This window comes from Pseudarthrobacter sp. MDT1-40-2 (assembly GCF_059383595.1).
In genome coordinates, this window is sequence record NZ_JBWZCL010000003.1 from 261,749 (window position 1) to 287,447 (window position 25,699).

At 64.0% G+C, this 25,699-nt stretch carries 19 protein-coding genes; 10 read left to right on the forward strand and 9 right to left on the reverse strand.

What is annotated here, in order from left to right; translation table 11 throughout:
- Nucleotides 1-278 precede the first annotated feature (278 nt).
- The 3 genes from AC50X5_RS11905 to AC50X5_RS11915 all read right to left on the reverse strand — a co-directional run bounded on the left by AC50X5_RS11905 (nucleotide 279) and on the right by AC50X5_RS11915 (nucleotide 4,048).
- Nucleotides 279-1,571: a DUF4192 domain-containing protein gene (locus tag AC50X5_RS11905; RefSeq protein WP_494976299.1), complete on the reverse strand. Its 1,293-nt coding sequence runs from the start codon at nucleotides 1,569-1,571 to the stop codon at nucleotides 279-281.
- 126 nt (nucleotides 1,572-1,697) lie between these two features.
- Complete coding sequence (locus AC50X5_RS11910; RefSeq protein ID WP_494976300.1) at nucleotides 1,698-3,041, reverse strand: MFS transporter; 1,344 nt, start codon at nucleotides 3,039-3,041, stop codon at nucleotides 1,698-1,700.
- Between the two features lie 68 nt (nucleotides 3,042-3,109).
- The gene (locus AC50X5_RS11915) at nucleotides 3,110-4,048 is read right to left on the reverse strand and encodes a proteasome assembly chaperone family protein (RefSeq protein WP_463937610.1); all 939 of its coding nucleotides are present in this window, start codon (nucleotides 4,046-4,048) and stop codon (nucleotides 3,110-3,112) included.
- 301 nt (nucleotides 4,049-4,349) lie between these two features.
- Here AC50X5_RS11915 and AC50X5_RS11920 point away from each other — a divergent pair, with 301 nt between their 5' ends.
- The 5 genes from AC50X5_RS11920 (at nucleotide 4,350) to AC50X5_RS11940 (ending at nucleotide 10,530) form a co-directional block, all read left to right on the forward strand.
- Nucleotides 4,350-5,873: a leucyl aminopeptidase gene (locus AC50X5_RS11920; RefSeq protein ID WP_494976301.1), complete on the forward strand. Its 1,524-nt coding sequence runs from the start codon at nucleotides 4,350-4,352 to the stop codon at nucleotides 5,871-5,873.
- 260 nt (nucleotides 5,874-6,133) lie between these two features.
- The gene (gene lpdA / locus AC50X5_RS11925) at nucleotides 6,134-7,516 is read left to right on the forward strand and encodes a dihydrolipoyl dehydrogenase (RefSeq protein ID WP_494976302.1); all 1,383 of its coding nucleotides are present in this window, start codon (nucleotides 6,134-6,136) and stop codon (nucleotides 7,514-7,516) included.
- A gap of 114 nt (nucleotides 7,517-7,630) precedes the next feature.
- Nucleotides 7,631-9,427, forward strand: coding sequence for a 2-oxoglutarate dehydrogenase, E2 component, dihydrolipoamide succinyltransferase (gene sucB, locus AC50X5_RS11930; RefSeq protein WP_494976303.1), 1,797 nt, complete (start codon nucleotides 7,631-7,633; stop codon nucleotides 9,425-9,427).
- Nucleotides 9,428-9,580: 153 nt separating this feature from the next.
- Nucleotides 9,581-9,934, forward strand: a complete 354-nt coding sequence (locus AC50X5_RS11935; protein WP_494976304.1) for a hypothetical protein — start codon at nucleotides 9,581-9,583, stop codon at nucleotides 9,932-9,934.
- A gap of 167 nt (nucleotides 9,935-10,101) precedes the next feature.
- Nucleotides 10,102-10,530 carry an OsmC family protein gene (locus AC50X5_RS11940; protein WP_463937605.1) on the forward strand — a complete coding sequence of 143 codons (429 nt, stop codon included), beginning with the start codon at nucleotides 10,102-10,104 and terminating at the stop codon, nucleotides 10,528-10,530.
- A 105-nt stretch (nucleotides 10,531-10,635) separates the two neighbouring features.
- Here the strand turns inward: AC50X5_RS11940 and AC50X5_RS11945 are convergent, their stop codons facing one another.
- Nucleotides 10,636-14,163, reverse strand: coding sequence for a S41 family peptidase (locus AC50X5_RS11945; RefSeq protein ID WP_494976305.1), 3,528 nt, complete (start codon nucleotides 14,161-14,163; stop codon nucleotides 10,636-10,638).
- Between the two features lie 73 nt (nucleotides 14,164-14,236).
- Between AC50X5_RS11945 and AC50X5_RS11950 the strand changes: the two genes are divergently transcribed.
- Nucleotides 14,237-15,139: a TIGR01777 family oxidoreductase gene (locus AC50X5_RS11950; RefSeq protein WP_494976306.1), complete on the forward strand. Its 903-nt coding sequence runs from the start codon at nucleotides 14,237-14,239 to the stop codon at nucleotides 15,137-15,139.
- 28 nt (nucleotides 15,140-15,167) lie between these two features.
- On the opposite strand, the gene AC50X5_RS11955 is transcribed toward AC50X5_RS11950, so the two are convergent.
- On the reverse strand, nucleotides 15,168-16,871 hold the full coding sequence (locus tag AC50X5_RS11955) for a protein kinase domain-containing protein (RefSeq protein ID WP_494976307.1): 1,704 nt from the start codon (nucleotides 16,869-16,871) through the stop codon (nucleotides 15,168-15,170).
- A gap of 125 nt (nucleotides 16,872-16,996) precedes the next feature.
- Between AC50X5_RS11955 and lipB the strand changes: the two genes are divergently transcribed.
- The 3 genes from lipB to AC50X5_RS11970 all read left to right on the forward strand — a co-directional run bounded on the left by lipB (nucleotide 16,997) and on the right by AC50X5_RS11970 (nucleotide 19,513).
- Nucleotides 16,997-17,665 (forward strand): lipoyl(octanoyl) transferase LipB, encoded by a 669-nt coding sequence (gene lipB, locus AC50X5_RS11960; RefSeq protein ID WP_494976308.1) that lies wholly within the window; start codon nucleotides 16,997-16,999, stop codon nucleotides 17,663-17,665.
- Complete coding sequence (lipA, locus tag AC50X5_RS11965; protein WP_493985686.1) at nucleotides 17,662-18,669, forward strand: lipoyl synthase; 1,008 nt, start codon at nucleotides 17,662-17,664, stop codon at nucleotides 18,667-18,669. The genes lipB and lipA overlap by 4 nt, the downstream gene beginning before the upstream one ends.
- A 91-nt stretch (nucleotides 18,670-18,760) precedes the next feature.
- Complete coding sequence (locus tag AC50X5_RS11970) at nucleotides 18,761-19,513, forward strand: DUF4191 domain-containing protein (RefSeq protein WP_494976309.1); 753 nt, start codon at nucleotides 18,761-18,763, stop codon at nucleotides 19,511-19,513.
- A gap of 153 nt (nucleotides 19,514-19,666) precedes the next feature.
- Here the strand turns inward: AC50X5_RS11970 and AC50X5_RS11975 are convergent, their stop codons facing one another.
- Entirely contained in the window at nucleotides 19,667-20,104 is a 438-nt protein-coding gene (locus AC50X5_RS11975; RefSeq protein ID WP_494976403.1) for an RDD family protein, read from the reverse strand.
- A 257-nt stretch (nucleotides 20,105-20,361) separates the two neighbouring features.
- On the opposite strand from AC50X5_RS11975, the gene glnA reads away from it, so the two are divergent.
- On the forward strand, nucleotides 20,362-21,786 hold the full coding sequence (gene glnA / locus AC50X5_RS11980) for a type I glutamate--ammonia ligase (RefSeq protein ID WP_463937597.1): 1,425 nt from the start codon (nucleotides 20,362-20,364) through the stop codon (nucleotides 21,784-21,786).
- A gap of 118 nt (nucleotides 21,787-21,904) precedes the next feature.
- Here the strand turns inward: glnA and AC50X5_RS11985 are convergent, their stop codons facing one another.
- The 3 genes from AC50X5_RS11985 to AC50X5_RS11995 all read right to left on the reverse strand — a co-directional run bounded on the left by AC50X5_RS11985 (nucleotide 21,905) and on the right by AC50X5_RS11995 (nucleotide 25,690).
- A complete protein-coding gene (locus AC50X5_RS11985; protein ID WP_494976310.1) occupies nucleotides 21,905-22,045 on the reverse strand; it encodes a hypothetical protein in 141 nt (46 codons plus the stop codon).
- A 68-nt stretch (nucleotides 22,046-22,113) separates the two neighbouring features.
- The gene (locus AC50X5_RS11990) at nucleotides 22,114-22,629 is read right to left on the reverse strand and encodes a GNAT family N-acetyltransferase (RefSeq protein WP_494976311.1); all 516 of its coding nucleotides are present in this window, start codon (nucleotides 22,627-22,629) and stop codon (nucleotides 22,114-22,116) included.
- Nucleotides 22,630-22,678: 49 nt separating this feature from the next.
- Complete coding sequence (locus tag AC50X5_RS11995) at nucleotides 22,679-25,690, reverse strand: bifunctional [glutamine synthetase] adenylyltransferase/[glutamine synthetase]-adenylyl-L-tyrosine phosphorylase (protein ID WP_494976312.1); 3,012 nt, start codon at nucleotides 25,688-25,690, stop codon at nucleotides 22,679-22,681.
- Nucleotides 25,691-25,699 lie beyond the last annotated feature (9 nt).

Below are 25,699 nucleotides of genomic sequence, written 5' to 3' on the forward strand. Positions count from 1 at the left end.
ACTATGACCCTGTCAAGTCCGTGATGAACATCAGATGCAATCGCGGCTTGCAGAGTCTGTTAACTCAACCACCGGAAAGGGCGCTTTGTTCCCGATTAAGGAATTCCAGCGGCACCTGATTCACGGACCCAACCGGGTCTCGGCATCCATTGTCTCATGGTTTTGCCGATAGGCACCGACTGCCCAACCCACTCACCGGAAAACCTTGTGCCCGGCCGCCACCTGCCGGGATGCCTTGCTGTCACCTTGCGATGCCCGCGGGGGATCTCCGCATAACGTCAGGCGGCGTCCGCACCAAACTTCTGCCAGGCCGATTGCGGGTTACCAGCCCAACCGCAAAGCGTTCCCCGGCTAATCATCTCGTGCAGAAGTTCCGCCAGCCTGTACTCCGGAACGAACTCCAAAGCCTGCCGGAGGAAGGCTGCGGCGAAGGAACCCCGGCCGCGGCACCAGGCGATCCACCCCCGACCTGTCGACGCCGCGGCGCCGGCCGAACCCCCGCCATGGTCCATTAGGCGCTGCAGCACACGATCCAGGGCGTTCAGGCTTTTCCAGTGAGGTTTGGCCGGGGCCAGCCCAAGCAGAACCTCGCCATAGCCCGGGATGGTCGGCGCCTCAGGGTCGGCAGGGTCTGGGACATGGTCGCCAGGGTCTGGAACGGCCATACTTGCATCGGCAGCAGACAGAGCAGAACTGCCCGCGCCGGCGTCCCGCCAACCGGCATATGCTGACGCGGTTGCGACCCCCGGCAACCCGACCGACAAGGCAGGGTCATCCCGAGCGGGGTCAAAAATTGCAAACCGTTCTGCCCCGTCCAAAGCAACGGCCCGGCCCGCCGCACACATCACCAGGACCGCGTCACGCCAGGCGGGAACACGCAACACCGCGCGGAGATAAGCCATTTGCTCCTGGTCCAGCCCACCCGACGCCGCCAGATGCAACGCGTACTCCCATGCATCCAACACCAGGACAAACTGGGAACGGCTGGCCGAGCGGCCGGACAGCCTGCCGAACCAGCCGTCCTCCAGCGGGTCCGTATAGTGCATGGAAGACGAAGGTGAGGGCGCTTGCGGGACAGGAGCCGATCCCACGCTGCTGCCCCGGTAAATGAGTTCGGCGTTCAGCCGGCTGTCCCGGATTTCTTGCAGGTCCCTGCCAGGCCAGGGGCAACAGCCTGTGTCCCCACACAACGCGTCCCGCCAATACCGGTTACCGACATACCACGCATCACGGACTCCAAGACCTACTCCCGCCAGCTCTTGTCCCAGTGCCGCCAGCAGCGGCCCGTGTTCACGTGGCAGGTCTTCCCACTCTTTTCCGCTGAATACGGCCAGCACCACGCCGTCAGCCTTGCTGTCAGCCTCCAAATAGCACCTCACAGCGGCGGCGTACTGCATCAGGTCCGCCGGCTGGGTGCTGCGCGGCAGGTCCACGCGCAGGGTGGCGCTGATCCGGTTCCTCTGGAGCGTGATGGCCACCAGGCTGTCTTCTGGCCAGTAGCCCAGCGAATGCGGAATATAGCCCAGAATGTCTTCGGGGCCACTGACTGAAATCGATGCGGAAGCTGTCATGTATCCAGCGTGGTCCACGTCGTCAGGCATCTACAGCAACGGATCCGGCTATGTGGATAAGGAGTGAACCTACATGAGTGTGGAGGAACAGTCTCCTGGATCCCGGGCCCTGCTGTGCGTGGTGGGCTAGTCGGGTGCAGCGCCGGTGTGCCGGCTGGCCAACCGCGCCCGGCGCCGTGCGGCCAGCGTCTTCAATAGTGGCGGAACGTTGACTCCCTGCGCTGCCATCTGGCGGCGCACTTTCCGGCGGGACGCCAGAATGGCGAAAGCTCCAAAGCCCAACAGCAGGAACTGGACGCTGAGTGCGATCCTGAACGGGTCCAAACCATAGAGAGCACCGTTGGAATAGCCAGTGGAGTACAGGAAGTCAAGGACCAGGCCAACCAGGAAGATGCAGATGAGGGCGGCACAGAAACCGCCCACGTTCACGATTCCGGTAGCTGTGCCCATCCGGTGGGCGGGGTTGAACGTCCTTGCGAAGTCGAACCCGATCATGGAACCCGGTCCGCCGATGGCCAGGACCACCACCAGGCCAACAAGCATCCATAGCGGAGCCCTGCCGGGCATCAGCAACACCGTGGCCCAGGCAGCGGCCGTAGCCCCGGCAATCAACAGCACCAGGGTTGACCTTCGCAGCGGATGCCGGGAAACGAATCGGCCAATAAAAGGACCCACCACAATTCCCGTTGCCACGAAGAGTGCCATCAACAAGGCGACTGCGGTGGGTTCCAGGCCCTGGCCGGAGATCAGGAAAGGGTACCCCCATGTCATGGCGAACACGGTGCCGCTGAACTGGATGGTGAAGTGGCTCCACATACCCAGCCGGGTACCCGGCTGGTGCCAGGCCCGCTTGAGTGCGGCTCCCGTCGCCCGCAGGCCTTGCACCGATTCAGCGCGGACAGTTCCAGCGGGCATGTCCCGCAGCAGCACGATCACCAGAACCGCCGCTACACCTGACATCCCGGCCAGCATCAGGAACGCCGGGTTCCAGCCTGCAGAATGCAGCACCATAGCAAACGGCACCACGCTGATTAACTGGCCCAACTGGCCGGACATGCCCGTCAGCTGGGTGATCAGCGGCACCCGGCCGGGCGCAAACCACAGCGGAATGAGCCGGATCACCGAAATAAAAGTCATGGCGTCGCCGGCCCCCACCAGGACCCTGCCCAGAACGCCGCCCGGGATGCTCTCAGCGAACGCCAGCTGCAGCTGGCCGGCCGCCATGAGCACCGCCCCGCCCGCGATCATGATCCGTGAGCCGAAGCGGTCTACGAGCACGCCCACGGGTATCTGCAATCCGGCGTAAACCAGCAGCTGCAACACCGTAAAGAAGGAGATGGCCGAGGCGCTGGCGTTGAACCGCTCCGTAGCCTCCAGCCCCACCACACCAAAAGACGTCCGCTGAGTTACCGCCACCAGGTACGACACAACTCCGATGGTCCAGATCAGCCAGGCGCGGGGTGCAGTCACTCCCTTATTATGCCGAACCGCCTGCCCCTCCCGCCGACGGCGAGGGCTGGCAGGCCCGGCACGGCAGGTTACTGCCCGGGGTTCTCCCGCGCCAGGTAAGCTTCGACGGCCGCGCCCAGAGCATCCGCGTTAGGCAGTTCGTCGTTTTCGTCGGCAAGCAGTGAGCGCCGGACGGTACCTTCGGCCTTCTCGTCATAACGAACTTCAAGCCGCTCCACCACCTGCTGCACATCGACGGAAGCGTTCACCTGCTCGGCAATCTGGCGTCCCACCTCGCGTCCGGCCTCGCGCAGCCGGTCGGTGGGCAGCATCAGGGATGCAGCTGCCCCCAGGTATTCCAGGCCGGCCACCGCAGCAGTGGGGTACTCGGCGTCGGCAAGGTAGTGCGGAACGTGGATCACGTAGCCGGCCACATTGCGTCCCGCTTCGATGAGGCGAAGTTCCAGGATGTGCCCCACGGCGGCAGGTACTTCAACCGTGGGCTTCCATGCCGAAATGCCTTCGATCAGTTCGGGCCTGTTGCCGTGCACGGTCACCCCTACCGGGCGCGTGTGCGGGACCGGCATTGGGATGGAGTGGATCCACGTCACCAGGTTGACGTCCAGCTTTTCCACGAGTCCGACAACTGCACGGGCGAAGCGTTCCCACTGAAGGTCAGGTTCAAACCCGGCAAGCAGGAGGAACGGTTTGCCGAGGCCGTCGAGCAGCCGGTACAGGGCCAACCGGGGCGCCTGATAGTCCTCGATGTGGTCCTCCACAAAGGAGATATGCGGCCGGCGCGACCGGTAGTCAATGAGCTGGTCGGCATCGAAGACGGCAACCGGCTCCGAATCCAGGACGTCGAGCAGTTCGGTATTGATCTGGCGGACAACGTGGCCGGCGTCGGCGAACCCGGTGAACCCCATCACGAGGTTCAGTCCGCGGAGCTCCGGGCTGTGCAGCAACCCATAGTTGCCCGCATAGAGAGCGTCAGGGTCCAACAGGGAACCGGAAATCCGTTCAAGCACGGCACGATCCTTTCGTATAAATTGAGCGCTACAGGGCGTTTAAGATCTACAACGCAAGAGGCCCGCGGGACATTCCTGCCTACGTGATGTCGCAGTCCCGGCCACGGGATTTCCGGGATACGTCCGGCTGCCAGCCAAATCATCCGTGCCGCGCTACGATCGGAAGTGGCCTGCACGGCTGCGCACAGCATTTTTCGGATACTCATCCGGTGGACGTTGCGCCGGTGCGGCCGGACAGCACGGCCTGGCGCAAAACATGCAGCCTTGCCCGGTACATCCCAGAGAATCGAGGACCGAACCCATGGTCAAGAATACTGAAATCAACCTTACTGCTCTCTCCCGCGAGCTGAAGAAGGCAGCTGCCGACGCCGTTGTCGTTGGGGTTGGAAAGGGATCGGATGGTCCGGTTCTGCTGGAGAATCCGCTCAGTGCCAAGGCAGCGGAAACACTGGCCGCCTCGTTCACAGCGCTGGGCGTCACCGGGGCGGCCGATCAGCTGATGCGCCTCCCTGGCCTGCCCGAAACCGGCAATGCCGTCCTGGTGCTGGTGGGCACAGGGGCAGTGGAGGCAAACGGGGCCGTCTCCGGTGAGGCCCTGCGCAGGGCAGCCGGTTCTGCAGTGCGGCAACTTGCCGGCCTGGGGACAGTAGTCCTGGCACTCCCGACGGCGGCACTCGCCGACGTCGCTGCAGTCGCCGAAGGTGCGGCAATGGGCGCCTACTCCTTCACCGAATTCCGATCCGCCCAGGACGGCCTCAAGGATCCGGTCCGCAACGTGGCAATTTTCACCGAGCTGGCCGCGGATAAAGGCCTGCCGGCCGTCCTTCGCCGGGCCCGCGTGGTTGGAAAAACAGTCAACGCCACCCGAACCCTGGTCAATCAGCCGCCCAGCCACCTCTACCCCGAGTCATTTGCTGATGCTGCCCGGGAACTCGCCAAAGGCCTCCCCGTGAAGGTGACCGTCTGGGACGAGAAACGCCTCGAAAAGGAAGGCTTCGGCGGCATCATGGGCGTGGGCAAGGGCTCCACCCGCCAGCCGCGCCTGGTCAAGGTCGAATACGCCCCCTCGAAAGCAACTCAGAAGATCGCCCTCGTCGGCAAGGGCATCACCTTCGACACCGGCGGAATCTCGCTTAAGCCTGCCCTGGGCATGGGCGACATGAAGAGCGATATGGCCGGTGCCGCCGTCGTGCTTAATACTGTCCTGGCCATCGCTGAACTGGGGCTGCCGCTCAAAGCTACGGCCTGGCTGTGCATCGCCGAGAACATGCCGTCGGGAGCGGCTTCCCGCCCTTCCGACGTACTGACCATGTTCGGTGGCAAAACCGTTGAAGTCCTTAATACAGATGCCGAGGGGCGCCTGGTCATGGCAGACGGAATCGTGGCCGCAGGCCAGGAATCCCCGGACGTCATCATTGATGTCGCCACCCTCACGGGAGCACAGTTGATCGCCCTGGGAAACCGGACGGCCGGCATCATGGGAGCAGACTCTGTGACTGCGCCGCTGAAGGCTGCCGCCGACCGCGCCGGCGAGCTTGTCTGGCCCATGCCCCTGCCCGAGGAGCTCCGCCCCAGCCTGGACTCACAGGTTGCCGATCTGGCGAATATCGGCGAACGCCACGGCGGGATGATGACCGCCGCCGTCTTCCTTCAGGAATTTGTGGGCAAGGGCAGGAACGGCGAACAGATTCCCTGGGCGCACATCGACATTGCCGGCCCGGCCTTCAATAACGGCAGCCCCTACGGCTACACACCCAAGCAGGGAACCGGCTGCACGGTGCGTACTCTCCTTGCCTACGCCGAGGACCGCGTAGCGTCCGCATAGGCTCTTCGCCATGGTGTGGCGCGGCCTTGGGACGGCGTCTTGTAGAAAAAGATCCGTTCGCCACAAGGCCGCGTGACACTGGACACAAGCGCTCCACAAACAGGGTGGCAAGGTGGAGCATGGATTAGTGGTTCGCTAAGGTGAACTTTGGTAGTCACAAATGCAAGGGAAATCAGCCTGCTGGCATAATCACGGCAGGAGAGTTTCAAGACCAGATGATGCGTACTCTCGCGTCATCATTCACGCGAGGGAGCGTCTAAGTGGCCGATCAGGCAACTGCGCAAGAATTCGACATCCTGGTACTTGGTGGCGGCAGCGGCGGATACGCCGCCGCCCTGCGTGCCGTCCAGCTGGGCTTCACCGTTGGCCTTGTAGAAAAGGCGAAACTTGGTGGAACCTGCCTGCACAACGGCTGCATCCCCACCAAGGCACTCCTGCATTCGGCAGAGCTGGCCGACCACGCCCGTGATTCCGCCAAGTACGGCATCAATGTCACCCTGGACAGCATCGACATCAACGCCGTCAATGCGTACAAGGACGGCATCATCGCCGGCAAGTTCCGGGGCCTGCAGGGACTCATCAAATCCAAGGGCATCACCGTCATCGAGGGTGAGGGCAGGCTGCAGGGCACCGATACCGTTGTAGTCAACGGCACCGCCTACAAGGGCAAGAACATCATCCTGGCAACAGGCTCCTACTCCCGTTCCCTGCCGGGCCTCGAAATCGGTGGCAAGGTCATCACCTCCGATGAAGCTCTGAAGATGGACTCCATCCCCAAGAGCGCCATCATCCTTGGCGGCGGCGTCATCGGCGTCGAGTTCGCTTCGGTCTGGAAGTCCTTTGGCGTGGACGTCACCATCATCGAGGGCCTCCCGTCGCTGGTGCCGAACGAAGATGCCACCATTGTGAAGAGCCTGGAGCGCGCCTTCAAGAAGCGCGGCATCAAGTTCTCCACCGGGATTTTCTTCCAGGGTGTTGAGCAGAACGACGACGGCGTCAAGGTCACCCTCGTGGACGGCCAGACGTTTGAAGCCGACCTGCTCCTGGTGGCAGTTGGCCGCGGTCCCGCCACCGCGAACCTCGGCTTTGAGGAAGCAGGAGTCACCATTGACCGCGGCTTCGTCATCACCAATGAGCGCCTGCACACCGGAGTTGCCAATATCTACGCCGTGGGTGACATCGTCCCCGGCGTCCAGCTTGCGCACCGGGGATTCCAGCAGGGCATCTTCGTTGCAGAAGAGATCGCCGGACTCAAGCCGGTCATTGTCGAAGACGTCAACATCCCCAAGGTCACCTACTGCGACCCCGAGATCGCGACAGTCGGCTACACCGAAAAGGCAGCCAAGGCGAAGTTCGGCGAGGACCAGATCCAAACGCAGGAATACAACCTTGCCGGTAACGGCAAGAGCTCCATCCTGGGCACCAGCGGCCTGGTCAAGCTCGTACGCCAGAAGGACGGTCCTGTTGTCGGCGTCCACATGATCGGCGCCCGCATGGGTGAGCAGATCGGCGAGGCCCAGCTGATCGTGAACTGGGAAGCCTACCCCGAGGATGTGGCCCAGTTGCTGCACGCCCACCCCACCCAGAACGAGTCCCTCGGCGAGGCCCACCTCGCGCTGGCGGGCAAAGCCCTGCACGGCTGATTTTCCGCAAGACCCCTGGGCTTAGTGCATCCGGCCTGATCCGCCGGGTGCACTAAGCTCAAATCCAGGCAGCAACCATCCGCACTAAACATCAATAAGGAGAACGGGGACGACATGTCTGAATCCGTTAACTTGCCCGCCCTCGGTGAGAGCGTCACCGAAGGAACCGTCACCCGCTGGCTCAAGCAGGTAGGTGACCGGGTGGAAGTGGACGAGCCGCTGCTCGAAGTCTCCACTGACAAGGTCGACACCGAAATCCCCTCTCCCATCGCTGGCGTGATCGAAGAGATCCTCGTCGCTGAAGACGAGACCGCAGAAGTTGGCGCCCCCCTGGTTCGGATCGGCGACGGCTCCGGCAACGGTTCAGCACCCGCCGACGAGGCTCCGGCGGCCCAGGAAGCTGCCCCTGCTGAGGAAGCTCCCGCCGCTCCGGCAGACAATGCCCCTGCCCCCGCAGATGAACCGGCAGCCGAAACACCTGCCGCAGAGGCACCTGCCGCGGAGGCACCTGCCGCAGCCGGAGGGGAAGGCCACGAAGTCACCCTCCCCGCTCTCGGCGAAAGCGTCACCGAGGGCACCGTCACCCGGTGGCTGAAGGCCGTGGGTGATTCCGTCGAGGTCGACGAACCACTGCTCGAGGTGTCCACGGATAAGGTCGACACCGAAATCCCGTCGCCGGTCGCCGGCACCCTCCAGGAAATCCGCGTCAACGAGGACGAGACCGCTGAAGTCGGTTCTGTCCTTGCTGTTATCGGTTCCGGCGCGGCTCCCGCACCGGCCAAGGAAGAAGCACCCGCACCGGCCGCAGCTCCCGCGCCCGCACCCGCCAAGGAAGAGGCACCTGCCCCGGCTCCGGCTGCTGCAGCACCCGCCGCAGCTCCCGCACCCGCCAAGGAAGCGGCGCCCGCCCCGGCTGCTGCAGCTGCGCCGGCAAAGGAAGAAGCACCCGCTGCTGCTGGTGGTAGCGAATCCAGCTATGTGACTCCGCTGGTCCGCAAGCTGGCCAACCAGCAGGGCGTCGACATTGCCTCCGTCACCGGCACCGGTGTTGGTGGCCGCATCCGCAAGCAGGACATTGTCGCTGCTGCGGAAGCAAAGGCTGCCGCTGCGAAGGCTACGGCGGCTTCCGCCGCTCCCGCGGCCTCCGCCTCGGCTGCTCCTGCCGCACCTGCACCGGCAGTTTCCTCGTTGCGGGGTACTGTCCAGAAGGCGCCCCGCATCCGTCAGGTCATCGCCCGCCGCATGCGCGAGTCGCTGGACATCTCCACGCAGCTGACGCAGGTGCACGAAGTGGACATGACCAAGGTGGCCAAGCTCCGTGCCCGTGCCAAGAACTCCTTCCAGGCACAGAACGGCAACAAGCTCACCTTCCTGCCGTTCATCGCCAAGGCGGTCGCCGAGGCCCTCAAGCAGCACCCCAAGCTCAACGCGGCGTACGACGAGGACAAGCAGGAGATCACCTACCACAACGCCGAGCACCTCGCGATTGCCGTCGACACTGACAAGGGCCTCCTGGTTCCGGTCATCAACGACGCCGGGAACCTGAACCTGGCTGGGCTCGCCGCTAAAATCGCCGACGTCGCCAGCCGCACCCGCGACGGCAAGATCGGCCCGGACGAGCTGTCCGGCGGTACCTTCAGCATCACGAACATCGGATCGGTCGGCGCACTGTTCGACACCCCGATCATCAACCAGCCGCAGGTGGCCATCCTGGGCACCGGTGCCATCGTCAAGCGTGCTGTGGTGGTCTCCGATGAGAACGGCGACGATTCGATTGCCGTCCGCTCCATGATGTACCTGTCCCTCACGTATGACCACCGCCTGGTCGATGGTGCGGATGCCGGCCGGTTCCTGCAGACGCTGAAGGCCCGCCTTGAGGTCGGCGCCTTCGAGGCAGACCTGGGCCTGTAACCCGCGTCCTCCGGCTATGCCGGGCGGCACCCAACGCCGGATATTTGCGATTCAGTTCGCGAACATCCGGCGTTTTGCCGTTTCCCCTGAAAGACCCACGCCGCGCCAGCCTTCTGCTACGCGTCGTAGAAAGCTTCTGGCTAAGCTGTGAACATGACCATTCTCTACAACATCCTGGTGTTCCTCCACGTCGTCGGCGCAGCCATGATCGTGGGTTACTGGATCGCAACCCTGAAAGAACCTACTGTGCATCCGCGTCAACGCGACGGTGCCTTCCTGCAGTTGTTGACCGGCATCGCCATGATGGGAATCATCCCCGTGATGCCCGACGCCGACCCCAACTACTTTAAACTGGGCATCAAATTCGCGATCGCCGCAGCAGTAGCCGTCCTTGCCGTCATCGCGACACGCAAGATCAAGAAGGGCGAGCCAGTCTCCACCGGGCTGGCCCACGGCGTAGGCGGACTTGCATTGATCAACATCGCCATCGCCACCATCTGGAATTAGTCCACGGGAACAACCGGTAGGCTGCGTCGGCCGAAAGCCTGCGGGTCACAATCCACTGAGAGCGGACAGCCCGTGCGTGGGCCTGCAGGAGTGCCTAGGATTGAACCCGGCGGGCCCGGCAGCAGCCTGGCCTGACATTATCGATAGACAAGACTTGAGGAGTGGACATGGCAGCAACACGCACCGCACACACTGTTTGGAACGGCGACCTGATGGCCGGTTCCGGAGCCACCACACTGGACAGCTCCGGCCTCGGAACCTACGAGGTCACCTGGAAGGCCCGCACCGAGGCTTCCGAAGGCAAAACCAGCCCGGAAGAGCTGATCGCCGCCGCCCACTCCGCCTGCTTCTCGATGGCATTCAGCCACGCCCTGGCACAGGCCGGCCACGCCCCGGAAGAAGTGAACACCAAGGCTGATGTCACGTTCGTTCCTGGCACGGGCATCACTGGCAGCCACCTCACCATGTCGGCCCGGGTTCCCGGATTGTCGGAAGACGAATTCCAGAAGATCGCCAACGAAGCAAAGACTGGCTGCCCTGTTTCCGGTGCACTGGCCAGCATCGAGATCACCTTGGACGCCACGCTTCAGTCCTAGCTTTTCGCAACAATGCAAAAGGCCCTGGCTGCAGTCGTTTCGACGGCGGCCGGGGCCTTTCGCATGCCTTGGTTGTTCAACCTCAGCCCTCAGCAGGTGAGAGGACTACCTGCGGGCCGGCAAGGGCGCAGGCTTGAGCTGCCGGTAGCCAACACGCGCCGGGGGCCTGTCCGTGGGAAGCTCCTCGATCATCTCCTTCAGCGAAGAGATTGCGTGTTCAAGTTGGGGGTCCCTGCCGGCTGCATACGCATGCGGTGGGAACAGCACTTCAATATCCGGTTCGACTCCGTAATTCTCCACCTGCCAGCCCACGCCTCCGGAGAACCAGGTAGCGTAACGCGGCTGGGTCACTCCGGTACCGTCGGCGAGCGAGAAGCGGTTGTCGATGCCCACCACGCCACCCCACGTACGGGTACCAATGACAGGACCGATCCCCCGCAGCTTGGCAACCTGAGTGATGATGTCGCCGTCGGATCCTGCGAATTCATCGGCAAGGATGATGACAGGACCGCGGGGCGCATGGTGGGGATAGGTGCGCGGCCGCTCGCCACGGGGCATGCTCCATCCGGTGACCTTCCGGCCAATGAGTTCAGCGACAAGCTGTGAAGTGTGTCCCCCGCGGTTGCGGCGGACATCCACGATCAGGCCGTCCAGGGCTGTCTCGGTGTCAAGATCGCGGTGCAGTTGCGCCCAGCCGTTGGCCATCATGTCAGGCACATGCAGGTAACCGAACGCACCCTTGGACGCTTCGCGGACAGTCCTGCGGTTGGCAGATACCCAATCCTGGTAACGAAGGCGTTCCTCGTCCCCGATCGGGACCACTGCAACGCGGCGTTGGTCTCCGGCGCCTTCGCCATGCAGCGGTCCGTTGCGCACCGTCAGTTCCACGGCCTTACCGGCGGCACCTGCCAGCAGCATGGCCGGTGTTACCCCGGGGCCCAGGGGCTGGCCGTCAATGGCAAGCAGGACGTCCCCGGCGCGGACATCCACTCCCGGGCGGGTCAGCGGCGAGGTCGCGAGCGGGTCCGAGGACTCCCCCGCCAGGATCCGCGTGATTTCCCAGCCGGAGTCCGTCTGCGCGAGGTCTGCGCCGAGCCTGCCCTGCGGACTGCTTCCATTCTCTTTTACCGGGCCAGGCCGGACGTAGGCGTGGGATGTGCCCAGTTCACCATGGAGTTCCCACAACAGGTCCGTCAGGTCGTCATGGGAGCCCAACCGTTCTACTACGGGCCGGTAGCGGTCCCTGATGCCTGTCCAATCCTGCCCAGCCATATCTTCGGTCCAGAAGAAGTCCCGTTGGAGCCGCCAGGCTTCGTCGAATGCCTGGCCCCAGACACTTAGCGGGTCCAGCTGAACCCTGATCCTGCCAAGGTCCACCGTGACGGCCTGGCCCGAGTCCTCGTCAGCCTTGGTCGTGGAGGGCACCACAGTGACCTTCTGCTCGTGGATCACCACCAGCTTCTTTCCGTCCCCGGACAGACGGTAACTGCCTGCGGAGTCCACAAGGGTGGTCTTCTTGCGCTTTTCCAGGTCAAAACGGACCAACGACGGCGGCGCGTCCTTGTCCTCCTGCGTGGCCCGGCCGTCGCCGGTCACCCCGGCCAGGGCCTGGTCCAGCCATAGAAGGCCACCGTCCACTGCCCGCAGTGCAGAATAATTGCCCTGCGCCACCGGGACGGTGATAACCCGGTGTGCGAGGCCTTCGGCGTCCACGACGGTTTTGGCGGCACCCTTTGCAGGTTGACCGGAGACCGGCGTGCCGGCGTCGGTTGTGTTGGCGATGGGCTCCTGGTCAGCTTCCGTCGGGTGGACGGCTGGGCCGAACGGCGACGGCGTACCTGCAGCGAGGGCCACCAGGTACGGCTTAATGGGACTGGGGAAGGACAGATCGAAGGAGTGCCCGTCATAAACCGGGTCGAAGCTTCGGTTGGACAGGAACGCCAGGAATTTACCGTCGGGGGTGAAGGAAGGCGACCGGTCACCAAAGCGGCCATCAGTGACATCGATGATGTCCCGGGCCGCGGCATTCACGGCGGCCAGCCGGAGTTTGCTGCGGGACCCGAAGGATGTCACCGGTTCAGACCAGCCCAACCAGTGCGAATCCGGCGACCATGCGAGGTCGGTGACACTTCCCTCCCCAATGCTGCTGAGCAGCGAGATGGTGCCGGACGTCGTGTCTGCCAGGTAGACGGCACCGAACGGGGTTCCCAGTGCCAGCCATCGGCCGTCGGGGCTGGCTTCCATTGAGCTGGCGCGCACCGGCTGAGGGAAATCGAGCCGGAGCGGCTGGGCAACGGGGACGTGAGCCTCCGCTGCTTCTTCAGGGGCAACGTCGGCTCCTTCGCTCCCCTGCCGGGAGTCGTCCTGCGGATGCACGGTGTCGACGGCGGCCGAAGCTGCAGAGGATGCCGGGACGGGGCGGGGCAATTGCTGTTCCTGCGATACCTCCGGCTGCCCGGGTTTCTCTGCCTGGATGCCGGGTTCGGCTTGTCCGTCCGCTGAGGCTACGGATGACAGGCGGTCAACCGGTGCAGCGTCGGGGATTGCGGCAAAGAGATCCCGCACATAAAGTGCTTCCTCGCCGCCGTGGTCAGCGAGGTAGGCGATGCGGCCACCCGCAAGCGGTCGGGGCAACCTGCCGCGTACACCGGGCGTGCCCTCGATGACCCGGGAGGGTCCGTCTTTATGGCGCAGCCAGTGAATGGTTCCGTGCGCTTCCACAGCACTCGCATCGCCTTTGGCATCCGGAATCACCGAGCCGAGGTGCTTGGCAGCCTGGAGCATGGCAGGCCGGCGTGACTGCGAGGCCGAACCTAAAGTGACCGCCAGCGGCTCTGCTTCCGAGTCGAGGTTCTTAAGGATCCAGAGTTCCCCTGCGGATTCGAACACAATCCTCCGGCCGTCCGTGGACGCGTGCCGGACATAGAAGTCCTGGTGGTCCGTGTGCCGGCGAAGGTCCGAGCCGTTGGGCAGGACGGAGTACAGGTTTCCATAGCCCTCGTGGTCGGATAGGAAGGCAATGCGGCCGGAAACCCACATGGGGTCCGTCAGGTTGCCGTCCAACTCCGGCACCAGCCGCTCGAATTCCCCGTTGCCGTCAGCATCGATCCATAGCTTCCCCGCAGTTCCGCCACGGTACCGCTTCCACCAGGCCGGTTCCCGGGACAGAACGCTGGAGAGAACCACAGGGCGTTCGTCGCCAATTTCCGGTCCGAAGGCCACGCACTCCACCGGGCCGAATGGCAACTCTTCCGCCCAGCCGCCGTCCAATGGCACGCGGTAAGCGTGCGTATGCCGGCTCTCTGCCTGGCGGAAGGCGCTGGTCACGACGGCGTCACCGGAGGGCGTAAAACCCTTGACCCGGGTGCTCGCGTGGCCGAAGTAGGTCAGCTGCCGGTAGCCGCCACCGTCGACGTCGGACGTCACCACCTCCGGAGCGGTACCCTGCACCACTGTCCAGACCAGCCGCTTGCCGTCCGGACTGAACCGCGGATTCCTGGCGGGGAGCTGCAGAGCCGAAACGCGCCAGGCCCGGCCGCCTGCCAAGGGTGCCAGCCAGACGTCGTCCTCGGCCACGAAAGTGACCAGATCGCCATGCAAATGCGGAAATCGGAAGTAGCTCGAAGAGGTCATCGTTCGATCATAGTCAACGCGGATATCGGACTTAACGCAGCGCCCCGGTGGCACAGGCATGGTGAGATGGATCATGCATATTGTGATCTCAGGCGCCTCGGGCTTCCTCGGCAAAGAATTGCAGCGCACCCTGCGGGAATCCGGACACACCGTTGCCGCGCTGGTACGCAGGAGTCCGGCCAATGCCGCGGAGATCCGATGGGATCCGGCGCGCCACGAGCTGGATCCCGCGGCTCTCGCCACGGTAGATGCGGTGATCAACCTGTCCGGGGCAGGCATCGGCGACCGGCCCTGGACGCATAAGCGCAAGGCTGAACTGTTCAATTCCCGGCTGGATGCCACCAGAACCTTGACTGCGGCGATGGCACGCATGGATACGCCCCCTGGCGTCTTCCTCAGCCAGTCCGCCTCCGGGTACTACGGGGATGCCGGAGACGCCGTTCTGCGTGAGGACCACCCGAGCGGCAACGGCCTCCTGCCCCGATTATGTGAGGAATGGGAGGCGGCGGCGCTTCAGGCGCCTCCTGGGGTAAGGGTGGTAACTCCCCGGACAGGCGTAGTGCTGAGTCCTGCAGGAGGCGCGCTGGCGAGGCTTCTGCCCCTGATGCGGCTGGGGCTGGGCGGCCCGCTCGGGGATGGACGCCAATACTGGCCCTGGATCACTTTACCGGACCTGACTGCTGCCTTTACGTTCCTGTTGACGGCTGAGCTACGGGGTCCGGTCAACGTGTGCGGACCGAAAGCTGCGGACCTCAACACGCTGATCCACGGGCTCGGCAAGGCCCTGCACCGGCCCACGGTTGCCAAGGTGCCGGCCTTCGTCCTGAAGCTCGTGATGGACGGGCTGGCATCTGAGTTGCTCCTGGCCAGCCAGCGGATGGAGCCCGCGGCGCTGGCGGAAGCCGGATTCCGGTGGCAGCACCAGGACATCGAGGCAGCGACGGAGTGGGTGGCTGCCGGAATCCGAAGGAAGTAGGCGCCGGGAGGGACAGGCTTTCCGCAAATCAGCCGGGAAGGATCCCGGAAATCCGCCAGCGCCCGTCGGACCGTTCGAGCTGGACCGTCAATCTCTTGGAGGAGGTGGCAGCACGCTCAGCCCCCTCTTCTCCTGCCGTCGTCAGTTCCCGATAGGCAGTGGTGGCTGAATCGACTCCCACCAGGGCACGGCTTTCCGTGCCCCCGGGCCGGACGGCAACGCCGCGCAGTTCCATGGAAAAGCCTGCCAGCACCTGCCCTGAAGCCTGGAGACCTTCCATGATGCGGGCGTCCGCAGTCCCGGCGGGCGAGCCTGCCACGTTGACCTGGTCCAAGAGTTCCGGTCTGCCCTCACGGAAGGCTTCAGAACGCAGCCAGGCCAGGCCGAGGACCGCCAGGGCAGGGTCAGGTGAGCGAAGCTGCACCTCAACGCCCGCCGGAATACCTTTGCCGTCATCTCTCTGGTCCGCGGAATCCTGGCTGCCGGCGGCAGCCGGGGAGGTGGCCGGAGATGCGGGCCGGGCAACGGGGCCCCCGTGGAGCAATTCGTCCGGCCCATTCGGCACGCGGCCGAGTGCCCAGAAGACAACTGCCGCAACAAGACCGACAGCCAAAGCCGCTAATACACCGGTCACGACAATCCGCGGCAGCCTGGCGTGCGGGCTCCGGCCCTTTACTGCACCCGCTGCCCGGCGGGGAGTGCTGCTGACGCCTGGAGCGCGGGTGTCGGCACGACGGCGTTGTTTTACATTCCCTGGCGTGCGCAACCACGTCAGGCGCCGCCGCCACGCCTGAAGCTTCCCGCGCAGACTCCCTGGAGTGGAGTCGGGCAACCGACGCCGGGTCAGCAGTTCCGGGATGACGCTGGGGTGCACCGACGTGGACAGTCCGACGGCGGCGGGCGCGGCGCTCCTGTAGACCGCTGTCGCGAAGCCGGCCGCCGTGGGACGCTGGCGCCGGTCCTCATTGAGGCCGGATTCCAGGGCGGACGCCAGGGCACCAGGAACCTCAGGATGGATCAGGGGCAGCGGCGGGCGGTCGCGCGTAGCCGGCGGAACCTCGCCCGTCAGGCAAAACCAGCCAAGAGCGGCGAGGGAGTAGAGGTCCCGCTCCGGCTGCAGGCCTATCCGCATACTGTCCACCGGGGACGGGTCGCAGAACCCGGGGGTTCCCGCACGCGCGGCAGAAGCGGGATCTCCCACCATGCGCGCTATGCCGACGTCGGCCAGCAGGGGTTTGCCCTCAGCTGAGAACAGGACATTGCCGGGAGAAACGTCTGCATGGGTAAACCCGTTGGCATGCAGGTAAGCCAGCGCCTGCGCCAGGGGGGTCAGGACAGTGACCGTTTCGCCCACGGTGAGCCGGCCGCGGGCTGCCACCAGCTGTGCGAGTGACCCGCCGGCTGCGAAGTCAAGCAGGATTCCGAGCTGCTGGGCATCACCCCCACCCAGCCGGACGACGTCGTGCGCCTTGACCAGATGCGGGTGGTCCAGAACGGACAGGATCCGGATTTCACGGCGCACGTCCTCTTCAGACAGTCCAGCTGCCGGTTCCCCGGTCAGGGCAGGCCTGGAATGACCCTGTTGATAAAAGCATTTCAAGGCAAAGCGGCGGCCCGTCTTTGGTGCCTCCACAAGCCAGACGTCTGCGCTGCCGCCCCGGCCGAGTTTCCGCCCCACCGAGTATCCCGGTACCTCGGGAGGAGTGGTGTCCTGTAGTCCGCCTGTGTTCATGCTTAACAATTACCTGACGTGTTGATCTGCCGCAGAAGTTATCCACAGGCGGTCATATGCGGTCAGGAATGCGAGCTTGGACACTAAACCGGTCACGACACCGGCCGGGGACTAAGCTGGTGGGCATGACTCTCGAGTTTAAGCAGTTGGGTCTTGCCCCCGATTACGTCGACTACCCGCGTGCTTGGGATATACAGCGCGAACTCCACGACGCCGTGGTCGCAGGCAAGGCGCCGAGCACAGTCCTGTTCTTGGAACACTCCGCCGTATACACGGCGGGTAAGCGCACGGAAGACCACGAACGGCCTTTTGATGGGACGCCGGTAGTCGCCGTTGACCGCGGCGGGAAGCTCACGTGGCACGGCCCTGGGCAACTGGTGGGATATCCGATCATCAAACTAAAAAACCCTGCCGGCATTCGCGACTACGTCGAACGCCTCGAGGCAGTGATGATCGCGGTGCTCGCAGACTATGGCATCACCGCCGAACGCATCAAAGGACGGGCGGGCGTCTGGATCAATGCCGATGACCGCGGCCCGGCGCGGAAGATCGCGGCTATTGGTATTAGGGTTTCCGAGGGCGTGACCATGCACGGCTTCGCCATCAACTGCAACAACGATCTCGCGCCCTACGCCCAAATTATCGCGTGCGGCATCACCGACGCCGGTGTCACCACGATTTCCCAGGAGACCGGCCGCAATGTGGCCCCGGCAGACCTGGTTTTCCGCATCACCGAGGAACTGCGCAAGAATGAAGACGCCCTAGTCGCCACCCATGAAGGAGCACTGCTGTGACACTGGCACCAGAAGGCCGAAAAATGCTGCGGATCGAGCAGCGGAACGCGGCCGTACCGGTGGAGCGGAAACCGGAGTGGATCAAGGCCAAAGTCCAGATGGGCCCTGAATTCGTAAACCTGAAGAACCTGGTAAAGAAGGAAGGCCTGCACACCGTATGTGAAGAGGCCGGATGCCCCAACATCTTCGAGTGCTGGGAAGACAAGGAAGCCACCTTCCTGATCGGCGGCTCCGAGTGTACGCGCCGCTGTGACTTCTGCCAGATCGATACAGGCAAACCATCACCGGTGGACATGTTCGAACCCACCAAAGTTGCACGTTCGGTCCAATCCATGCAGCTGCGCTACGCCACTGTCACCGGCGTAGCCCGTGATGACCTCGCGGACGAAGGCGTCTGGCTCTACGCCGAGACCGTGCGTAAGATCCACGAGCTCAACCCCGGTACCGGCGTCGAACTGCTGATTCCGGATTTCTCCGGCAAGCCGGAACACATCGAGGCAATCTGCGATTCGAAACCCGAAGTCTTTGCCCACAACGTGGAGACAGTACCCAGAATCTTCAAGCGGATCCGGCCGGCCTTCCGGTACGAGCGCTCCCTGGATGTCATCACCCAGGGCCGCAACCTGGGCATGGTGACCAAGTCCAACCTGATCCTGGGCATGGGCGAGACCCGCGAAGAAATCTCGGAGGCGCTTCGGGATCTTCATGAGGCAGGCTGTGACCTCATCACCATCACGCAGTACCTGCGTCCGTCCGAACGCCACCTGCCCGTGGACCGCTGGGTCAAGCCGCAGGAGTTCGTCGAACTGCAGGAGGAAGCGGACGCCATCGGCTTCCTCGGCGTGATGAGCGGTCCTCTGGTCCGTTCGTCCTACCGCGCCGGCCGCCTGTGGGCCACCGCAATGCGGAAGAAGGGCTGGGAGATCCCCGCGCACCTGGCCCACATCGAAAGTTCAGGCAGCACCCGCCAGGAAGCAAGCTCGCTGATCGCGGCACATTCCTAGGCTTTACCATTATTTTGCACGGCCTGGGGCCGGGCGTCGGGACTTCCCTGCGTCCGGCCCCCTGCCGTGAATCACGTAGAATTAGGGCACTATGGCTAAATCCCCAGATTCCAGCAGCGGCGCCTCTGCGCCCGCCGAAAAAACCAAGCGCGGCCTCTTTTCCCGGAAGCCCAAAGAGGCAAAGGTCAAGAAGCCGAGCCGGGTAAAGCAGATCGTCGAGGTCTTCCAGATGACCCGCCGGCATGATCCCATGGTTCCGTGGCTGATGCTGCTGGTATTCCTGGGCATCGTGGCAATCGGCCTGGTCGTCGGCCTCCTGCTCGAGAACTGGATCACCGGCCTCCTCATCGCAGTTCCGCTGGGCCTGCTTGGCGCCACGCTGATTCTTTCCCGGCGGGCTGAACGTGCCGCCTTCGCGAGGATTGAAGGACAGCCGGGAGCGTCCGGCGCCGCCTTGGGAACTCTCCGCCGCGGCTGGATCACCGAAGAACAGCCGGTCGCGGTAAATCCGCGCACACAGGATGCCGTGTTCCGCGCCATCGGCCGTCCCGGCGTCGTACTGATCAGCGAAGGCCCCACCCACCGGGTGAGGCCCCTGCTCGATGCCGAGCGCAAACGCCTCAGCCGCATCCTTCCAAACGTCACCATCCACGTCATCGAAACCGGCCGCGGTGAGGGTCAGGTCCCCATCAGCCAGGTAGCCAAGAAGATGGGCAAGCTCAAGAAAGAGCTGACCAAGGTGGAGGTCAGTGCTGTGTCGAAGCGGATTTCCTCCCTGGGAACCAAGCTGCCAATCCCCAAGGGCATCGACCCCTACAAGGTCCGGCCCAGCCGCGGGCGCTGACCCTCAGCCGCTGCCGTTCCCCGGTCTGAGGGAGCAGCGAAGACGCCACTAAGAACCGCCCCGGCCCCTGGCTCTATGTCAGGGAACCGGGGCGGTTCTTTGTGTCCTGGCGTGCCGCCAAATCAAAGGTACTGGTTTGAGAGGTAGGAAAGATCAGCGGCGAAGGAGCAGCGTGTTCATAGCCTTGTCGTGCAGGCCACGGTGATCGGGATCGAAGATAACGGCAGGAATCACCAGGCAGATCAGGACCGCCCGCACCAGTCCTGCCAACAGGCCGGGAGTACCGCCACCGGCCCGCACCACATGGATTCCCACGATCCGGTGCCCGATGCTGTAGCCCAGCGTGCCCACCAGAAGTGTTTGTTCAATGGCAAAGATAGCCAAAGTGGCCCAGGAGTTCCCGGCAAAGACAAAGTTGCTGATCAGCAGCGCCACCCCCCAGTCCAGCACCAGGGCAACGATCCTGCGTCCTGCGCGGGCTATGGATCCGGGACCCGATTCCGGCAGTCCCAGCCGCTCACCGGGGTATTTTGATATGCCGGAGGTATCCGGTCCGCTGAGCCAGGAACCAATGTCTTTGCGATCTACCACCATCTAAGCTTACCGACTCACCACGGTTCACACTGTGGAAGCGGTTAGACCACAGTGTGGACACCGGGTACGGTTTCATAGCAAGGCATTCTGTAACCTCCCCGAAACAAAGCGGACATGGACGGGAAATCCCATATCCCTAGGGTGGTACAAGTTGCAAGCGGCCAGATGACCGGAAGCTATCGTTTTCCCGGTTTCCGGATTGCGCTGGACCAGCTGGCTCTCAGCCAGAGATTCAATATGCATAAGGAGCATAGATGTTCAAGACTGCGGACGAAGTCCTCGAGTTCATCAAGAACGAAGACATTAAATTTGTCGATATCCGCTTCACCGACCTCCCCGGCGTCCAGCAGCACTTCAATGTGCCCGCCAAGAGCGTCGACGCCGACTTCTTCATCAACGGCCAGCTTTTCGACGGTTCCTCCATCCGCGGCTTCCAGGGCATTGCAGAGTCCGACATGCAGCTGATTCCTGATGTCACCACGGCATTCCTGGACACCTTTCGCATGGAGAAGACCCTCGCGCTGAACTTCTCGATCGTCAACCCCCGCACGGGCGATCCGTACCACCGCGACCCCCGTGGCGTTGCCGAGAAGGCCGAAGCGTACCTCGCCTCGACCGGCATCGCCGACACCGCGTTCTTCGCTCCCGAAGCAGAGTTCTTCGTGTTCGACAACGTTCAGTACCAGTCCTCCCCGCAGGGCAGCTTCTACAAGATCGACTCCGAAGAAGCACACTGGAACACCGGGCGTGAAGAAGAGGGTGGAAACCTCGGCTACAAGACTCCGGTCAAGGGTGGCTACTTCCCGGTTTCCCCCACGGACAAGCAGGCCGACCTTCGCGACGCCATGTGTGTTGCCCTGGACGAGGCCGGCCTTGAGGTCGAGCGCAGCCACCACGAAGTCGGCTCCGCCGGCCAGGCTGAGATCAACTACAAGTTCACCACCCTGACCCACGCTGCCGATGACCTGCAGAAGTTCAAGTACGTCATCAAGAACACTGCTGACGCCTGGGGTAAGTCGGTTACCTTCATGCCGAAGCCGGTCTTCGGTGACAACGGCTCCGGCATGCACTGCCACCAGTCCCTGTGGAACGGCAGCGAGCCGCTGTTCTACGACGAAAAGGGCTATGCCGGCCTGTCCGACACCGCCCGCTGGTACATCGGCGGCCTGCTGAAGCACTCGTCTGCTGTTCTTGCCTTCACCAACCCGACGGTGAACTCGTACCGCCGCCTGGTCAAGGGCTTCGAGGCCCCGGTTAACATGGTCTACTCGCAGGGCAACCGCTCTGCCGGTATCCGTATCCCGATCACGGGTTCCAACCCGAAGGCCAAGCGCATCGAGTTCCGCGCACCGGACCCCTCCTCAAACCCGTACCTGGCCTTCGCTGCCCAGCTGATGGCCGGCATCGACGGCATCCGCAACCGCATCGAACCCCCGGCGCCGATCGATAAGGATCTCTACGAGCTCCCCTACGAAGAAGCCAAGGACATCCCCAAGGCTCCGGGCACCCTGGAAGAGGCACTTGAGGCACTCCGCGAGGACAATGAGTTCCTGCAGGCCGGCGGCGTCTTCACCCAGGACCTGATCGACACCTGGATCGAGTACAAGTACGAGAACGAGATCCGGCCGCTGTCGCTGCGCCCGAACCCGTACGAGTTTGAGCTCTACTACGGCGTCTAGCCGGAATACGCGGCTGGAAGCGGTCATACCCCGCTGACAGTCCTAAACAGGCTGCATCAACAAGGCCGGTCCAGTTCAGAACTGGACCGGCCTTTTTGCGCCCCGGAGCGGGGCTGGCTCAGTCGCTCCGTTTGCTTGGCTGCTCCCCGTGTCCGGAAGGTTCCTGCCCATCTGCAGGCTGGTCCCGGTAAACCTTTCGAGGCATCTTGCCCTCAAGGTCAGCAGGTACGGGAGGGTCCTTCTCATCATCAGTAGACATGGCCCAAGCATAAGGCGCCAGCAAGGTTCGCCGGGTGCCACAGGCTGGGCCCGTTCCGGCCGCTCCCCTTAAAAGGGCCGGTACATAACCCGCTGCGGGCCGGCACGTCCGCCCAGGTACTCGCCGACGTCGGAGAACCCGGCGCGGAGGTATGCGGCCTTGCCTGCCGGGTTGCGTGAGTTGACGGAAAGGACCACGCCCGACTCGCGGCTCTCGGAGCGCCGGCTGAGGTTCCTGGCCGCCCTGACCGCAGCAACAGTTGCGGCAGTGCCCAACCCCTCGCCTTGCCGCCGGCGGTCAATCAGGAAACCGCGGAGCAGCCAGGCAGAATCGTCATCGTGCCAGCCCGCGAGGGTGGCAGCCGCGCGCTGCAGCGTCAGGACTCCGACGGCGGCACCACCGTTCTCGATCACGTGCGGATAGCGCGTCGCGTCTTCAAGGGCAGCCATGACCATACGCAGCGGCTCCCCTACAAAGTCCAGCTGGCCTGGTGCCAGTTCCAGCTCCGCCACTGCACCGAGCTGGATGTCCCTGGCATCGGAATCGAGGTCCTTGAGGGGAATGAGCCAGACGGTGGAATCCATTAGTTCAGCTTATGTCCGCAGACCATGTGAAGGACCATCCAGCACCAAGCTACCGGCCGTAGAACACCCTTTCGAAAACTCCCCGCGCCCGCCGGCTGATCCTGAGGTAGTCCTCTTCCAGGACGGCTGCCTGCCCGGGTTCATAACCGCACCAGCGGGCCACAGCTTCGAGGTCGCGGCGCGAGGACGGCAGCAGGTCAGATGCCCGGCCCGTCCAAATGACGTTCGCGGACCTGATGCGGCTTGCCAGCCGCCACGCGGTGCTGAGCAGCGCCGCCTCCTCAGGCTCCAGCAGCCCCAACTCAGCGGCGGCGGCCAAGGCCTGGACCGTTGACGCCGTCTGCAGTTCAGGGTGCCGTGCGGCGTGCTGGAGCTGCAGCAGCTGCACCAGCCATTCGACATCGCTCAGGCCGCCCCGGCCCAGCTTTACATGGCGTGCAGGATCGGCGCCGCGCGGCAGCCGCTCGGCCTCCACCCGTGCCTTCACCCTGCGGACTTCCCGGACATCCTGCTCACTCACGGACTCCGGATACCGGATCGGATTGATGACGTCCATGAAAGCCTGGGCCAGGGCGTCGTTGCCCGCCATGGGACGGGCACGCAGCAGGGCCTGGGCTTCCCAGATCAGCGACCAGCGACGGTAGTACTCGGCAAAGGAGTCGAGGGACCTGACCATGGCGCCATTCTTGCCTTCGGGGCGGAGATCGGCGTCCACCTGCAGGACCCGCTCGGCCTGGATGGCAGGCTTGAGCGGCTGCGTCAACAGGCTGGACAACTTTCCCACTATGCGAACGGCCTGTTGCTGGGCTTCTTCCTCACTGAAGCCAGGCAGTGCCCTGTGCACGTAGATAACATCGGCATCCGAGCCGTAGCCGATCTCCCGGCCGCCCTGGCGGCCCATGGCCACCACCACCACCGACGTCTTCAACGGCTCACGCGCTGACACCACGTTTTCGGCGACGCGGAGGGCACCCAGCACGGCTGCCCGGTCCGCATCAGAAAGCGCCTGGCCGACCTGGTCCTGGTTAAGCAGGCCGGCCGAATCGGCAATTGCCGTTCGCAGGATTTCCCGGCGTCTGATCAGCCGGATCAGCCGCATGGCACTTTCCGGATCAGAATGCCGGGACATCTTGGCGGTGATTTCCTGCCACTGGGCCTCGTAGCTGATGGGTGTCAGTTCTTTGTCCGAGCCCAACCAGGCCACCGATTCCGGTGACACCTCCATCAAGTCCGCTATGAGCCGGGAGTTGGACAGCACATGGCACAGCCTTTCGGCCGCGGCTGACGAATCACGGAGCAGGCCCAGGTACCAATGCGTGGTTCCCAGCGCCTCACTGACCCGGCGGAAGCCAAGCAATCCCGCGTCAGGATCCACGCCTTCGGCCAGCCAGTCCAACAAGACCGGCAGCAGCTGGCGCTGCAAGGCCGCGCGCCTGCTCACGCCGCTGGTCAGTGCCTGGATGTGTCGCATGGCTCCTTGCGGGTCGCGGTAGCCCAGTGCCGCCAGGCGCCCTTCGGCAGCTTCCGGACTCAGCCGGGCGTCTTCGGTGCTCAACTTCGCGGCGGTATTCAGCAGCGGGCGGTAGAAGATACGCTCGTGGAGTTCACGGACGGAGCGTTTGGTTTTGTGCCAGGCGCCCATCAGTGCGTCCGGGTGCGGCCGCTCCGTCGAAAACGGTCCCAGCACCGCTTTGGCCAACGAGCGCAGGGCGTCATCGCGAACCGGCATCAAGTGCGTACGCCGCAACTGGAACAACTGGATCCGGTGTTCCAGGAGCCGGAGATAGCGGTAAGCACGGTCAAAATTCGTGGCGTCCGCCCGGCCGATGTAGCCGCCGGCCGATAGCGCGGCGATGGCTGACGTTGTGTCCCGGACCCGGAGTGTTTCATCCGATTTGCCGTGGACCAGCTGCAGCAGCTGGACGGTGAATTCGACGTCCCGCAGCCCGCCGCGGCCAAGTTTGATTTGCCGCTGCTCCTCCGCGGCAGGGATATGTTCCGTCACCCGGCGGCGCATTGCCTGGACCGACTCCACGAAGCCGTCACGGCCTGCCGAGCTCCATATCAGGGGCGCTACGGCCTCTTCATACCGCTTCCCCAGGGCAACGTCGCCGGCGATCGTTCTGGCCTTCAGCAAGGCCTGGAACTCCCAGCTTTCGGCCCACCGCGCGTAGTAGCTCTGATGCGACGCCAGCGTCCGCACCAGCGGCCCGGACTTTCCTTCCGGACGAAGGTTGGCGTCCACTTCCCAGAGCCCGGGCTCCCGCCCCACTGCCGAGATGGCCCGGGAGATTCCGCTGGCCAGTGCCGTGCCAATAGTGGAGGCGTGCGCATCCTCCAGTCCGCCGTCGTCAATCACGTAGATAACATCGACGTCGGAAATATAGTTCAGTTCCCGGGCCCCGCACTTACCCATACCAATCACCGCAAGTCCAACAGCGGCAACGTCCGCGGCACCGAACTGGTCAGCCACCTCGGCCCGGGCCACGGCGAGGGCAGCCTCGATCGCCGCCCCTGCGAGGTCAGCCAATTCGGCGCCGGCAAAGGGCAGGAAGTCCAAGGGGTCAGCCGCGCACATGTCCTTCACCGCCAGGTCCACCACGCCGCGCCGGTAAGCCGCTCGCAGCGCAACGTAAGCGTCCGGTCCGGCCAATGCCGCCACTGGCCGGGGAGAACGGGGATCAGCCTGCACGGACCTCAAGAGCCGGGTCCGCAGGTCCTCCGGATCGGCACCCGAGGGCTCCGGGCTGGGCCGGACATCGAAGGCATTAAGGTGCTCCGGGTGTCGGATGAGGAACTCCCCCAACGCCTCAGAGGCACCCAGCACCCGGTACAGGGGCTCGCTTCGCTCAGGACCTGCCACAGCCAGTTCCCGGAGCGCCGGGTGCTTCTCGATCAGGCGGACCAGCGACTGCAGGGCGACGTCCGGGTTGGCCGCCATCTGCAAGCCTTCGAACAAACGGTCCTGGTCAAGGCCATCGAGCTCGCGGGCGGCCAGGAAGCGTTCACCTTTTTCAAGGTCGCTGAAGCCGGTTGCGATCAGGCGTCGAGCAAAACTCACGGGGCGGGC

Coding starts and splice junctions, on each gene's coding strand:
- AC50X5_RS11905 (WP_494976299.1), bottom strand. CDS start 1,571: ATGACAGCTTCCGCATCGATTTCAGTCAGTGGCCCCGAAGACATTCTG.
- AC50X5_RS11920 (WP_494976301.1), top strand. CDS start 4,350: ATGGTCAAGAATACTGAAATCAACCTTACTGCTCTCTCCCGCGAGCTG.
- sucB (WP_494976303.1), top strand. CDS start 7,631: ATGTCTGAATCCGTTAACTTGCCCGCCCTCGGTGAGAGCGTCACCGAA.
- AC50X5_RS11935 (WP_494976304.1), top strand. CDS start 9,581: ATGACCATTCTCTACAACATCCTGGTGTTCCTCCACGTCGTCGGCGCA.
- AC50X5_RS11940 (WP_463937605.1), top strand. CDS start 10,102: ATGGCAGCAACACGCACCGCACACACTGTTTGGAACGGCGACCTGATG.
- AC50X5_RS11945 (WP_494976305.1), bottom strand. CDS start 14,163: ATGACCTCTTCGAGCTACTTCCGATTTCCGCATTTGCATGGCGATCTG.
- AC50X5_RS11950 (WP_494976306.1), top strand. CDS start 14,237: ATGCATATTGTGATCTCAGGCGCCTCGGGCTTCCTCGGCAAAGAATTG.
- AC50X5_RS11955 (WP_494976307.1), bottom strand. CDS start 16,871: ATGAACACAGGCGGACTACAGGACACCACTCCTCCCGAGGTACCGGGA.
- lipB (WP_494976308.1), top strand. CDS start 16,997: ATGACTCTCGAGTTTAAGCAGTTGGGTCTTGCCCCCGATTACGTCGAC.
- AC50X5_RS11970 (WP_494976309.1), top strand. CDS start 18,761: ATGGCTAAATCCCCAGATTCCAGCAGCGGCGCCTCTGCGCCCGCCGAA.
- glnA (WP_463937597.1), top strand. CDS start 20,362: ATGTTCAAGACTGCGGACGAAGTCCTCGAGTTCATCAAGAACGAAGAC.
- AC50X5_RS11985 (WP_494976310.1), bottom strand. CDS start 22,045: ATGTCTACTGATGATGAGAAGGACCCTCCCGTACCTGCTGACCTTGAG.
- AC50X5_RS11990 (WP_494976311.1), bottom strand. CDS start 22,629: ATGGATTCCACCGTCTGGCTCATTCCCCTCAAGGACCTCGATTCCGAT.